Raw genomic sequence first — 13212 nt, forward strand, 5'->3', positions numbered from 1 at the left:
GACAAACATAGTCAAGGAACGTGAACAAGTCAAGAAAGTTGACCTAAATATGTCAAGTAACTTTACCGGCTTTGGAGAGCGCTTGCGCGCGGCTAGGGAGCAAAAAGGCCTTAGCCAGTCAGATTTGGCTGAAAAGCTGGATATGAAGCGGAATACTGTGTCTAATTATGAGACAGAGAAAAGCTATCCGTCTCTTGACCTTCTTCTTCGGTTAGTCGATATTCTTGACGTATCAAGTGACTACTTGCTTAGTGGGTCTGAAAAAAAGGTTACCAATGATGAGCCTGAGAAGGAGGGTAACCCGAATGGTAACCTAAATGGTAACCTAAAGCCTTTAGGAAAAACTAAAAGTACACTTACTGTTCTAAAAGACGCGCCTGTACCTTATGCTGGTATGAGAGTCGCTCACATCAGCAAGCCAACCAAAGGTGAAGTTCTAGTAGCCACCCAAGATATTAGTGAGAACATCACTGTGCCTATGGTGAATGTGAAGGCGGCTGCAAACTATGTGCAAGGGTATCAGACACAAGAATACTTTGAACACTTGGAGGCTGCTGTATTACCACGTGTCTTTACCAGGGGGAAGCATTCTATATTGTTACAGGTTGATGGTGATAGCATGGAGCCAACTTATCATGACGGCTCCTGGGTGCTTGGAAACTACGTAGAGCGTGCCAATTGGCTTCATATCCCAGATTTAGAGGCTTGTATTGTTGTCTCTAACAGAGGTATTCAAATAAAAAGAATCAAAAACAGACTTGCTGAAGGCTTTTTGAGGTGTAGAAGTGACAACAGGAAGAAACACCCGCCTTTTAATATACAGTACGAAGATATTCTTGAAATATGGCGTGTAACCGCCTATATAACCAATTACATGCCTAATCTGGCTGAAGACCTGTTCTACAAGGTTGACCACATTGAAGAACAGCAACAGGATTTAAGGGAAATGTACGAAGAGATGCAGGCCCAAATGTTAGAGCTGATGCGTAATCGACTACCGCCGCAAGAGTAAATATAAAAAGCCGTTTAAACGTTGATTACACCACGTTTAAACGGCTTTTTTCGGCAATTTTTTCTCCTAATTAACCTTTTGTAAGGTGTGGAGGCGAAACCAGCCCGCAATATTTACCATTTATTAACCTCCAATGCACCTTTTGTTTTTCGGCGCAATTTTTTCTAAAGTGGCTAAAATCTGCCCAATTCGTTCAGAAACGCAATTTTTTCGGCAATTTTTATCTAAGGTCATTGTGTACCTTTAGTTCTACCCCCATCATGTATTGTCATAAAAAAAGCGCTACTATGTGGGTAGCGCTTTTTTTATGACAATATAGGAAAGGCTTATTCATCTGTGCCTTTTACTTTCTCCACTCCCTTTTTGGTGGTTTTTTTCACAGCTTTACCTGCTTTCTTGGCCCCTTTGGCAGTGGCTTTGGCCCCACTCACGGCCAGGTTCTTCGTGCCTTTTCCCACTTCTTTGGTGCCGTGGCCCACTTCGTTTACCCCTTGCTTTGCCCGGGCTTTGTTGGTGGTACGGGTAGTGTCTTGTCCCACACCGTTGTGGGCGTGAACCGTAGGTATCTGCAACATGGCGGCTACCGCCAACGCTGCTACTAATTTCAGTTTTTTCATTTGTAGGTAGAATATTACTTCTGTAAAACTTCTATAGAAGGATCAAACGGGATTAGGTGCTTAGAGTTGCATTTTGCTGAGGGGGTAAGAGGGGGAGCATGGCCGAGCAATAGCTGTGTTTCCATTTGTATTAACTCAGCATAAATGGTCTGCGTACTACGGGTATTTTGAACGGAGCGATGCTGTGCAACGCCCCCCACTAGAACCTGTTCTCTCTGCCCATGAAACAATTGAAGTTAGTAGGTCTCTTTTGCTGCCTGGTTTATCTGAGTAGCTGCGGGCAGTTCCCCAAAGATCCGGAGAAGACGCTCCGGCAGGTGACAAATGGCACGTTGAAAGTAGGGTACTCACAAAACAAACCCTGGGTCATGGGCCAGATGGGAGTGCCAACCGGGGTGGAGGCGGCGCTGGTCCAGGGCTTTGCGCGGTCTGTAAATGCCCGAGTGCAGTGGGTGAACGACACAGAGCAGAACCTGTTTGAGAAACTGGAGCAGCAGCAGTTGCACCTGGTCATTGCCGGCACCACAGATGACACCCCCTGGAAGAAGAAAATAGCCTTTACCCGCCCTTACGCAGAAGTAGGCCAGAAGAAGCATGTCATGGGGGTGATAAAAGGTGAAAATGAGTTTGTAGTGGCATTAGAGTCTTTCCTGCACGGGCAGAAACAATCCATAGAAGCACAGTGGCGCCATGAGACCCATAGATAACTTTGAATACCCCGCAGAACTGAAGCCGGTTTTTGAAAAAGCCAAAAAGCTGGAGTGGATCACGGTGGCCTACCTACTGTCAACGGCCGCGGTGGTGTACCTTACCATGGGCAACTCGCAGGCCATGAAAACCGCCTGGTTTGAAGATATGCTGAGTTTAACGCCTTCCCTGTCTTTTCTCATAGCCTCGCGGGTGTTTCACAAAAAGCCTAACAAGGACTTCCCCTACGGTTATCACCGGGTGGTGAGCATTGCCTACCTGTGCAGCGCGGTGGCCCTGTTTGCGGTGGGGGCTTTTCTGATTTTTGATTCTACGGCCACACTCATTAAGCAGGAACACCCCACCATTGGCATTAAAGTGATTTTTGGGCAGGAAGTCTGGTTGGGTTATCTAATGATTGCGGCTATGCTGTACGGTACGTTTCCGGCCATGATCCTGGGGCGCATGAAACTGCCGCTGGCGAAAAAACTGCACGAGAAGAACCTCTACACAGACGCCGAGATGAACAAAGCTGATTGGATGACTGCTTCGGCGGCCATTCTGGGTGTTCTGGGAATTGGCCTGGGCTGGTGGTGGGCAGACGCGGTAGCAGCACTGGTGATTGCCTTTGACATTCTGAAAGACGGCTACTCCAACCTGAAACAGGCGGTTTTTGACCTGATGGATGAACAGCCCAAAACCGTAGATGACCAAAAGACAGACCCTTTACTTCACCAGGTGCAGGCAATCCTGAAGCACCAGCCCTGGATACAGAAGTTCAGCTTTAGAATGCGGGAGGAAGGCCATATTTACCTGGGTGAAGCCTATGTGGTCCCCTCAGAAGAAACAGGGCTGGTGGCGCGCCTGGAGCAGCTCTCTGAAGAGCTGGAAAACTTGCACTGGCGCATTCAGGAGATCGTGATCATGCCTGTGCGTGACTTGCCAGATGAGCCGGGGGCCGGGGGAGGCCTTGTGTAAGAGGGTCTTTGGTGTTGCCAAAAGAACTGGTGTTACAAGCACTCCTCACCGGCAAGCTGTTCAGGTTTTTCCCATCTGGCGCATGCGTGGCCGGTTGTGCTGTTATGGGGAGATCAGGGTCTGTTTTCGGGCTGATTTTCTGAAAACAGCCTAAAAACGGAGGCCCTTGCACTCAATTGCGCCAGAAGCCTGCTTTCAATCAAATTTTGAGCCGCTTACCTGGTCACACTCCTGCGTTGCCGGGTTTTGCTGCTCTGCTGTCTCTCTTGCACCAATAGCCCTCCTGCCTGCACTTTCTGGTAAGCAAAGGTGGTTTTAATGCTCCACTGGCGCCGGCAAAAGATTCTGTTTTCGGGCTGTTTTCAGAAAAACAGCCCGAAAACAGAATGGTCTTACGCCTGCTTGAACCAGACCTTGAACGTGGTGCCTTCCCGCAAAACACTTTCTACGGTGATCTTTCCGCCCATGGCCTCTACCTGAGTTTTTACCAGATGCAGCCCCAGGCCTTTGCCTTGAATATGGAAGTGGAACCGTTTGTAGAGCTTGAAAATATTGTCTTTCTCTTTGGGCAGGTCTATGCCCAGCCCGTTGTCTTTGACAGACAGGCAGAGGAATTCACCTTCGGTTTCAGTATAAATCTGGATCTCAGGTTTTCTGTCTGGGGAGCGGTACCTGATGGCGTTGGTGAGCAGGTTCTGCAGAATGCTGGTAACATAGCTGCGCACGGCAAAGATATGTTGTCCGCCGGTGAGGTTTACCGTAGCTGTTGCCCCGCAGGCCTCCAGCTGCTGGTGAATGCTGTTGAGGATATTCTCCACCTCAGTGGCAAGGTTGATTTCCTCTTTCAGTTCTACAATCTCCTGGCGTACGGTCAGAATCTGGTTAAGGTCTCTGATCACGGTGTCTAGGTGCTGTGCGGCCCCCTGCAGATTCTTGATGACCTTTTCTGAGGCGGTGGGGTTGGCCGCACTTTGGGACAGCAGGTAAACCAGCCCCAGAATGTTGGCTACCGGGGAGCGTAGGTTATGGGACACAATATACCCAAACTGGTGCAGGTCCCGGTTCTGGCGCAAAAGGTCTTCTGTGAGTCTCAGGTTTTCCTGTTGGGCCGTTTTGATTTCAGTGATGTCAGTGGTGACCGAGACTACCCGCTGCAGGTCACCTTGCTCGTCTAAGATGGGCGTTAGCTCCAGGTGAATCCAGGTGAGGCTGCCGTCTTTGTTGTAGCGGAGCAGCTCCTCACGGGCCATCTCTTTTTTGATATTCACCTTTTCGGCTATGCGGCGGTGGGCTTGCATCTCCGTTTCTGGGCCGCTTAGAACCTCTGCGGGCCATTTGCCCTGCACTTCTTCCAGGGTGTACCCAGACTCATGGGTGAAGGCTTCATTGGCCCATTCAATTTTGCCGTGCTTGTCTGTGACCAGAATGACGTTTTTCACCTTGCTGGCTACCTGTGAGAGCTTCTGGAGTTCACGTTCATTCTTTTTGATCTCAGACACATCCCGCACAATGGTGTAGACCCCTTCTATTTGCCCGTCTACGTGAATGGGGATAAGGGTAAGGCTCACATCTACCCGGACTTCAGATTTGGTCAGGTAAACGGTGTCTAGGTATTGGGCGGTGCCCGTGATGCTTATCTTAAAGAGGTTCAGGCAATGCTCCAGCTGCCGGGCGTGCAGAAACCTGGTGAAATGCTTCTGCAGGATCTTTTCTTCTGGCTGCCGAAGCAACTGGCACCCCATGTGGTTCACTTCCTGTATATAGCCTTCGCGGTTGAGGGAGAAAACAGCATCTGGGTGGTATTTGAACAGAGACTCATACCGCTGTTTCTCCGCATGCCGGCACTGTTCAGCCAAGATCTGGTCTGTCATGTCCCGTGACTTGAGCACCACGCCCTGTATGGCCGGGTTCTGCAGCTGGTTGGTCACGGTGGTCTCCAGCCAGCGCCAGGAGCCGTCTGCGGCCCTGAACCGGAAAGGGGCTGAGGGGGTCTGGTCGCCGTGGAGCTGGCTCTGGAAGAAGGCTAGTACCCGGGGCAGGTCATCTGGGTGAATGTACGCAAACCCATTCTTGCCAAGCAGGTCTTCCTGGCGGTGGCCCAGGATTCTGGTGACAGATTCACTGACAAAGGTATATTCCCCTTCGGCTGTGACAATGTTCACCATGTCATAGCCATTGTCTAGCAGCGCGCGGTATCTGGCTTCAGTTGTCTGAAAGGAGAGGACGGCCGTGTCTGGTGGGGAGCATGGCCGGGCCACGGCGTACGTGCGTTGCTCTTGCTCTACATACCGGGAGCTCCAGTGCAGCTGCACCAGGTGGCCGTCTTTTCTGAGGTAGTGGTTCTGGGTTTCTACCGGCTCTCCCAACCGGGAGAAAGTGGGCGTCTCCTGCTGTTGGTCTGCCTGGTTTCTGGCGTGTAGAAAATCAGAAAGGGGTTTACCCGTCAGCTCCTCCGGCTGGTAGCCCAGCAGCCCAAAACTGGCGGCGCTGGCAAAAACAAACCTGCCCTGATTATCAAAAACGCAGTGAAAATGAGAAGTAAGTGCCAGAAAATTCTGGTAAGAAATTGGTATTCTTCGCCCCGCTGGTACCTGACCAGTTAAATCATCCATGGTTTCGTTTCTATAGCCTGCCGCTCAGACACATAGGCTGTAAAAAGCAAGCCGGTCAGAAAAGCAGGTACCTGTCAGAAAATAGTAGGGGAAGCGCTAAAATACAGTCTTTTAGCTAAAATTACTATTTTTTAAGGCAGATCTGTGAAATGACAGGTTGTAGTTGGGGTTTTTTAGGACTTAAAGAAGGTAAAAGGTGAATTTAGATAACCCTTTAGGCAAAAGCCCAGCGCGTAGCCTTCTGGGGTAGGACCTACTTTCCCCAATAGGAGAACTCTCTGGAAAACGCTAGGGCGTGCTGTGATCCTCCTCGGCTACGGAGTTGTAGTCTTTCCAGTGGGGAAGGGTGGCAAGCAGTTCCTCTACCAGGGGCTGTTGGGGCGGCTCATAGACCAGTTCGCCCCGTAGCAGGAAGCGGTTCACGTCTTGCAGCACCTCAAAGATGGGCGTGTGCACGTGCTTCGGGATTTTGAAAAGGCGTTCATCCCGCTTGTCAAACGGCGTGGAAACCTCTGCCTCAAACAGGTAAGGCCACAGCGTCTTTGAACAGCTAAGGGCAATGCGGTGTACCGTGTGCTCCTGAAAGTACTCCTGTAACCGGCCGTTGATATTGGCGAAGAATTCCTCGGTCTCCCCCAGCCGTACCCGGGACCCGGCCCGGGACTTGCCTTTGGTCTTGAGGTACTTGATCTGGCTCTTGCCCTGCTTCTTGCGCACCATGTAAGACCGGAACACCTTGTGGTGGAGGTTTACGCCGTCTTCAAAGTAACCCATGGCACAGTTTCCTGCCTGAATCAGCAGCACCACGTAGTTTATTTTTTCAGGCGAAAAGCCCGCCGGGGAGGAGACGGGCGGTGGCACCACCAGGGGGAGCCTGAAATGCACCAGCTCATTCCCGGCCTGGTCTAGCAGCGTGACTCTGTGTTTTTCAAAGTCATACGTCTGCTGGTGGGCAGCGGTGGACAGGTGCTGGAGCAGATCCTGGGCGGCATGTCTGGGAAGGAAACGGTTCATAAGTCTGGTACGGGCCCCTGCGGCCCCGCGAAATAAAGAAAATGTTTTTGAGGTAGCGTCATGAAGTCTTTGAAAACGAGTCTACATTTACCTGCTGCGCTGCCCGTTGCGGCAGAACGTCCCGCGTTTCTTGGTTTACGTACGGAACAAGAACGTAAACAGGCGCAGGAGGGAAACCAATTATGGGCAGTTCGTATACCTTTAGTCTAACCCAAACGCCATGGACGAGCATTTATTAACGGCTGTAAACGAGGCTGTGCAGAAAAAGAAATTCCTGAAGATACAGTACCAGACCGAGCTGCATGAGTTTCTGACCGTGACCACTATGATCAAAAAAGTGGGGGAGAAGGAGGGGCAACTGCACCTGGAGCTGGTAACCGGCCAGGAAATTCCCTTTGCCCAGCTCGTAAAAGTGGGCGATGTGGCCTCAGACAAATTCAACAGCCGCGACTTTACCTGTGACTGCTAAGCAAGAGGTTGCGTGCCGTTTTTCTTGCACCACTGGCGCCGGCATTTGCCAGCCACATCACGGCCAGCCTTCTGTTTTGGGGCTGAAATAGCAAAAGTAGCTTATAAACTGTAAACCTGGTTCAATGGCCCACAGCTGCCCTAGTCAAAAAAGGCAGCAGCCCCACCGGTGGGTTACCCAGCGGGCAGGAAAGTGTTCAGGAGCTAGGCTGCGTTTTCAATTCATTGTCTAACTGCCCTGTGCCGCAGAGGCAGGCGGCTCGCTCTCCCGTGGCTGGTTCCTGGGGCTATTCGCTTAGCCATTGCCCCGGCAAGGTTTCCCCCTCTCTTCTTACTTAATGCTCTGATCTGGACACACGGCTAAGTGAAACCTGCTGCCTGATGAATTGCCTGGGCAGAAGCCAACCTCTGCGGGAGGCGGTGTTTCTGTTTTCGGCCTGTTTTCTGAAAAACAGGCCGAAAACAGAAAAAGCTGCACCTGGCTGCTGAGACGTTTCCCGTTACTGAAGTAACCAAGCCTGCCTAGCTGCTGAAAGCAGGGGCGTATAGGTGAAAAGTAAAGCCTGGGTGCGGCATAAACGGGGGGCTAAGACAGACGCTCACGCCTTAGGAGTGTAGGGTTGGGGCAGCCGCAAGCGTCTATTTCTTTTTAGGGGGATATACTGGTTAGAATCATTCTATAGATCTTGGTGTTAATGTTTGAATAAATTTAAATTTTCTAATAAAGATAGAATTTAAGCAACCTTTGGTGATTTGGCTATTTTAATGTTTCTATATTTGATAAGAGGCAGTGCCAGAGGAGAGATAATAAAAGATAACGGGTAGATAGGTGCTGTAGTATTCATAATTTCGATAAAAAATTTATTAGTGTTTATATCAGCTGAAATTGTCTTATAATAATACACCTATTCTAAAAAATGAAACCCTTGTCCCCCGTATTCTTGTCTTTTATTCAGGTGCTGTCACCTGGGTCCCGGCTGGAAACTGCCAGAGCCTCCTTCGTCTCCCGTCTTAAACCGGTGAAACCATTTCTGTCTGCCCTTGCCCTGGGCGCGGCCTGCCTGACTACTTCAGTGGTGAGCGCCCAGTCACCCTATGCCGTGAACGCCATCATCACCGACTACAACGGCTTTTGGCGGTCTGGGGTAGGGAGCATTAACCCGGTAAAACCTGATAACAGCCACAACCTGCTCGCGTACACCTACAACGGAGTCACCTATTCAACGGGGGCCAATGATGCCAAACTCACCGCTAACGGCGTGGTGTTTATCCCGGGGCAGTACCAGGCTATTCCTGTAAGTACCTTGCCTGCGCCCGTTTCAAATACCAAGGTGGCGCTGGGGCAGCTGTATGATGGCGTTCATGCGGGGGCCAGTAATCCGGCGCCAGCCAGAGACATGGCCCGCTACCTCACAGACGGGCTCTCAGGGTTAGACATTGGCACCGGGGTGGCCAACCTCCCCGCCGGCAGGCTTACCTTTCCGTTTACGCAGATTGTGAAGGAAACCATTGGAGACGGCATGCCAGATGTTCTGGTGACCCAGATTGCTGACCCAGACCCTACCAGATCTGACGTGTACAAGTTCTTTGACGCCAACAACAACCAGGTGGGGACCTCTGTCAGTATTGTGTTTGATGCCACCAACATACCGGCGGTGGGCAACTGGCAGGCAGATTTCTACGAGGCCAGCCAAAACCCCATGACGCTGCAGAGCTCTTTTACCAACGGGCAGCGGAGCGTCAGGCTTTGGGCGGCAGACTTTAGTGTGTTTGGTATAACGCAGGCCAACTACACCCAGATCAGCCGTTTTGAGATCACCCTGAGCGGGAACAGTGACCTGGCCTTTGTAGCGTATAATACCGCCGTTGACCCCTCTGTGGTGGGGCCGCTGCCGGTGACTTTTTCCGGGTTCAGCGGGCGGCAGGAGAAAGGCCTGTCGCAGTTGTATTGGCAAACCGCCTCAGAAACCATGAATGACCATTTTGAGGTTGAGGCGGGCACTGACGGGAAAAGCTTTCAGTATATAGGCGAGGTGAAAGGCGCCGGAAACTCCACTACACTGGCCAGGTACCGTTTCACTGACCCTATCCCCAGAACAGGAATAACCTATTACCGCCTCAAACAGGTAGATGTAGACGGCAAATTTGAGTACAGCCGCGTGATCAGTGTAGAGGCCAAGGCTACGGCGGGCGGTACCGCGTCTCCCAACCCCGTTACCAAAGACTTTACCTTCACCCACGGCCTGGCCACCGGGCAGGAGCAGTTACAGGTTTTAGATGCACACGGCAGGCTGGTGCGGCAGCAAAACGTGGTGGCAGGCACCACCGCCACCCTGGTACCTGCCAAAACGCTGGCTCCGGGGCTGTACCATGTGCTCTGGATCAGTGAGAACACCCGTAAGGTAACCCGGTTGGTGAAGCAGTAAGGGGAGCAGGGCCCCCAAGCAAACAGGTTGATGTGGTAAAATAAATTAGAGGGAGATGCGTTTTCGGGCTGTTTTCAGAAAAACAGGCCGAAAACGCATTTATTTCCGCCAGTAACCAATGAGCAGGAAGATGCCGTAGATCCAGCTGTTGTAGAGTAGGGTGTACACCAGCCCGTAGCCCATGCTGGCCCACCCGCGGCCCCTGGTCTGGTGGCTGTGCCGAAACACCAGCCGCAGCGCCCGGTAGAAAATCCAGTACAGCATAGCCATAAACGCGAACAGCGCCACCAGCAACACTTCGCCGAAGAGCCACAGCACCACGCTCAATACCACGGCCGCCGCCACCCAGGCCAAGACCGCCAGAATTCCGGCCAAGCAGCCTTCATCCCCGCCCAAGTCGCCCACGTCAAAGCTGCTGTCAGTAGAACCCGAAGAACTTTTGTTTGAAAAACCGGAGAAGAAATCGCCCAGGTTAAGTAGGCTGCTTCGGTCACCGTTCTGTTTCTTGCGCCTGAACGGGATTCTGTCGGTGACCTTGCCCAGGGTGTCTCTGAGTTTGATGCCGCGGTACAGCCCCACGCTCACAAACCCGAAGAACACCACACTCAGCAGGGTAGTAGAGAGCAGCGAGTTCTGGAAAAACGTGTGGTGGCGCCCAAGCCCGAAAAGGTACAAGCCCAGCACCGTGAGCCCCAGCACCAGCAGGGTGAGGGTGAAGACGGTAGAGGAGTTGAGGAGGGGGCGGGAGGTTCTTTTGTTAAACATTCCTATCGTCATAATTCAGCATTCGTACTGATTTTATGAATTGTAATCTAAATATTGATAATCAAATAGTTGATATTTAAATAAAAATATTTACCTTTTCTAATATACATAATATACACTAATCTTAACAATACAATCATGGATTTTCAAGATGTAATCAAAGCGCTGGGGGAGAAGGTGTCCCGCCTGCAGGAATCAATTCAAACAGAAGAAGCTACCAAAATGGCTTTTGTCATGCCATTCATTTCGGCATTAGGCTATGATATATTCAACCCAATGGAGGTAGTTCCTGAGTATATAGCTGATATAGGAATTAAAAAAGGCGAAAAGGTTGATTATTGTATTTTCAAAGATGGCGCTCCAACCATCATTATTGAATGTAAGCACTGGAAAGAGAAGCTTGATGTCCACAATTCTCAGTTGCACCGCTATTTCCATGTGACTGCGGCCCGTTTTGGCATACTCACCAATGGTATTGTCTATCGGTTTTACACAGATTTGGTAGAACCCAACAAGATGGACGATAAACCTTTCTGGGAATTCAATATCACAGAGGTAAGTGAACAGGCCATCTTTGAATTAAAGAAATACCACAAAGCTCAATTCAGCGTGGAGAACATTTTAAGTTCAGCCACAGAATTAAAATATGCCAAAGAAATTAAGCGCATCATGCTGGAGGAAATGGCAAACCCTACCGATGTTTTTGTGAAGCACTTTGCCCGGCAGATTGTCTCAGGTGCCATGACCGCTAAAGTGCTGGAACAGTTTACGGGTTTGGTGAAAAAGTCTATCCACGGCCTTATAAGCGAGATGATAAGCGACCGGTTGAAATCTGCCCTTGCCTCAGAAGAAGATAGAAACTTTGTTCAGTCACGGGTTGAAGAAGAGACCACCGTGCAGCCGGTGAATGCAGAAGCAGCCAGTAAAGTAACCACCACTGAGATGGAGAAAGAGGCCTTTTATATAATTCGCTCTATTCTCAGAGGTAAGGTTGATGCGAATAGGATACACCACCGTGATACGCAAAGTTATTTCGGTATTTTACTAGATGATAATAACCGGAAACCCATTTGCCGTTTAAACCTGGAAGGCGCAAAGAAAACAATTAGCTTGTTTGATGAAGCCAAGAAGGAGTCTAAGCATGAGTTGCAGGGACTTGATGATATTTATGCTCACGCAGAGCAGCTTATAAATACCGCTTTGAGTTATGACTTGAAAACTGTTTCCTTGAACTGAGCTTTATTGTAAAGCAAAACAGCAGAGTTGAGAAAAGGTCAGGCTAAGAAAGGTTTTCTTCTGGTCTGACCTTTTCCCCTTACTAACTCTTCTTTTCTATGGCGCGGAAGTTACTTCCGTGCCTTCTTTTATTCCATAAAGGTTATTTCTATTAACCCTTTACCGCCTGCGTAGTCAGTGGCACTACTGTATAGAAAAGCTTCGGCCGTGTTTACAATACCTGCCACTACGGGATTCTGATGTATATACTCAAGGCACCGTTGCTGCTGGCCATTGCTGGTTAACTCTACCGGGTGGTATTGACTCTGCCAGAATTGGTACTTTTGATGCTTGGCGCTTCCTGCTGCGGCAGTTTGAAAGAGCGACAATAGCCATTCTTTTCTACTCTCCTGACTATTTTCTTGAATAGCCCGCACCAGAGACACGGAGGTGAATTTTTTGAAATCGCGCATGATGTCTGCCAGTGGCAACTTACCATCTGTGCCTAGAGCAAGGTGCAGGTGATTAGTCATGATACACCACGCATAAATGATTAATCCTTTTTCTTTTTGGCAGTACTGCAGGCTGTCTACAAGTATATCTTTGTACTCCCGCCGCGTAAAAGCATCCACCCATTGAACCACCGCGAAGGTGACAAAATATATCTTGTCTGGATTGTTGGCTTTGTACTTCTCACTCATACTCTAGAACTTCCTGCTACGGGGAGAAAGGCACGGAAGTAACTTCCGCGCCATAGAATTAATTACTTTTTTTATTCTCTAACTTTTTTAACCTACTTCCTTCCCTTCTCCGCATCCAAGGCATACGCCAGCCGCATATAATGCAGCACTTCCTCATTCAAATCTTCTTTGTCATAGAAGCGCACGTAGTGGTTGATGAGCCGGTCGCCTAGGTGGCCAATTTTGTGGAAGCAGAGCGTTTGGTCATACACCCGGTCTAGCGGGAGGCACACGTCCAGAAAGTTCCGCCCGAACTGGTGCACTGAGCAGAAGCGCGTGTTCTTGGCCAGGGAGATCATGGTTTTGGCCGGGTGAATCTTGAAATCGCCTATGGTGCGGTACTGCGCCAGGAAATGGTGGTACAGCCCCACGGTTACGTCAGATTTGCCGCGCAGGAAATCGGCCTCGGTTTTGTCCAGGCAGGAGTGGGACTGGTGCGTACGCAGGAAAGATTGGGTGCAGGTGGGGCAGGTCCACATGGGCGGCGGGCGTTTTCGGCTTGTTTTCAGGAAAATAGGCGAAAAACAGAAAATGCACAAATGCGGCGGTTGGTTTTTGTAGAGACCAGGCACCGCCTCGTCTCTTTGGGGCAGTCTACGCGTAAGCGGAAGCAAAATATCAGCTATTTGTAGAACCCAACCCTACCCCTCAGAGGGAGGGGAGTATCTGCACGAGTAG

12 protein-coding genes are annotated in these 13212 nt (G+C 50.2%); 6 read left to right on the forward strand and 6 right to left on the reverse strand.

Features of this window, described 5'->3' with window-relative positions:
• Window positions 1-49: 49 nt before the first annotated feature.
• Window positions 50-1012, forward strand: a complete 963-nt coding sequence (locus FHS90_RS17655; RefSeq protein ID WP_182514030.1) for an XRE family transcriptional regulator — start codon at window positions 50-52, stop codon at window positions 1010-1012.
• Window positions 1013-1338: 326 nt separating this feature from the next.
• On the opposite strand, the gene FHS90_RS17660 is transcribed toward FHS90_RS17655, so the two are convergent.
• Window positions 1339-1629 (reverse strand): hypothetical protein, encoded by a 291-nt coding sequence (locus tag FHS90_RS17660; RefSeq protein WP_182514031.1) that lies wholly within the window; start codon window positions 1627-1629, stop codon window positions 1339-1341.
• Window positions 1630-1850: 221 nt separating this feature from the next.
• On the opposite strand from FHS90_RS17660, the gene FHS90_RS17665 reads away from it, so the two are divergent.
• Together FHS90_RS17665 and FHS90_RS17670 are read left to right on the forward strand one after the other, a co-directional pair.
• Window positions 1851-2336, forward strand: coding sequence for a transporter substrate-binding domain-containing protein (locus FHS90_RS17665; protein ID WP_182514032.1), 486 nt, complete (start codon window positions 1851-1853; stop codon window positions 2334-2336).
• The gene (locus FHS90_RS17670) at window positions 2320-3294 is read left to right on the forward strand and encodes a cation diffusion facilitator family transporter (RefSeq protein ID WP_182514033.1); all 975 of its coding nucleotides are present in this window, start codon (window positions 2320-2322) and stop codon (window positions 3292-3294) included. The genes FHS90_RS17665 and FHS90_RS17670 overlap by 17 nt, the downstream gene beginning before the upstream one ends.
• Before the next feature lie 392 nt (window positions 3295-3686).
• Here FHS90_RS17670 and FHS90_RS17675 read toward each other — a convergent pair whose 3' ends face one another.
• Window positions 3687-5906: a PAS domain S-box protein gene (locus tag FHS90_RS17675; RefSeq protein WP_066835990.1), complete on the reverse strand. Its 2220-nt coding sequence runs from the start codon at window positions 5904-5906 to the stop codon at window positions 3687-3689.
• 288 nt (window positions 5907-6194) lie between these two features.
• Window positions 6195-6920 carry a VLRF1 family release factor gene (locus FHS90_RS17680; protein WP_182514034.1) on the reverse strand — a complete coding sequence of 242 codons (726 nt, stop codon included), beginning with the start codon at window positions 6918-6920 and terminating at the stop codon, window positions 6195-6197.
• A 220-nt stretch (window positions 6921-7140) separates the two neighbouring features.
• Here FHS90_RS17680 and FHS90_RS17685 point away from each other — a divergent pair, with 220 nt between their 5' ends.
• On the forward strand, window positions 7141-7389 hold the full coding sequence (locus tag FHS90_RS17685) for a hypothetical protein (RefSeq protein ID WP_066835986.1): 249 nt from the start codon (window positions 7141-7143) through the stop codon (window positions 7387-7389).
• 916 nt (window positions 7390-8305) lie between these two features.
• Window positions 8306-9814 carry a T9SS type A sorting domain-containing protein gene (locus tag FHS90_RS17690; RefSeq protein ID WP_182514035.1) on the forward strand — a complete coding sequence of 503 codons (1509 nt, stop codon included), beginning with the start codon at window positions 8306-8308 and terminating at the stop codon, window positions 9812-9814.
• 99 nt (window positions 9815-9913) lie between these two features.
• On the opposite strand, the gene FHS90_RS17695 is transcribed toward FHS90_RS17690, so the two are convergent.
• Complete coding sequence (locus FHS90_RS17695; RefSeq protein WP_182514036.1) at window positions 9914-10579, reverse strand: hypothetical protein; 666 nt, start codon at window positions 10577-10579, stop codon at window positions 9914-9916.
• Between the two features lie 138 nt (window positions 10580-10717).
• Between FHS90_RS17695 and FHS90_RS17700 the strand changes: the two genes are divergently transcribed.
• On the forward strand, window positions 10718-11815 hold the full coding sequence (locus FHS90_RS17700) for a type I restriction endonuclease (RefSeq protein ID WP_182514037.1): 1098 nt from the start codon (window positions 10718-10720) through the stop codon (window positions 11813-11815).
• A gap of 128 nt (window positions 11816-11943) precedes the next feature.
• Here the strand turns inward: FHS90_RS17700 and FHS90_RS17705 are convergent, their stop codons facing one another.
• Together FHS90_RS17705 and FHS90_RS17710 are read right to left on the reverse strand one after the other, a co-directional pair.
• Window positions 11944-12495, reverse strand: coding sequence for an REP-associated tyrosine transposase (locus FHS90_RS17705; protein WP_182514038.1), 552 nt, complete (start codon window positions 12493-12495; stop codon window positions 11944-11946).
• Between the two features lie 92 nt (window positions 12496-12587).
• The gene (locus FHS90_RS17710; RefSeq protein ID WP_182514039.1) at window positions 12588-13013 is read right to left on the reverse strand and encodes a DUF5655 domain-containing protein; all 426 of its coding nucleotides are present in this window, start codon (window positions 13011-13013) and stop codon (window positions 12588-12590) included.
• Window positions 13014-13212 lie beyond the last annotated feature (199 nt).

It is taken from the genome of Rufibacter ruber (assembly GCF_014138425.1).
Lineage (GTDB): Bacteria > Bacteroidota > Bacteroidia > Cytophagales > Hymenobacteraceae > Nibribacter > Nibribacter ruber_C.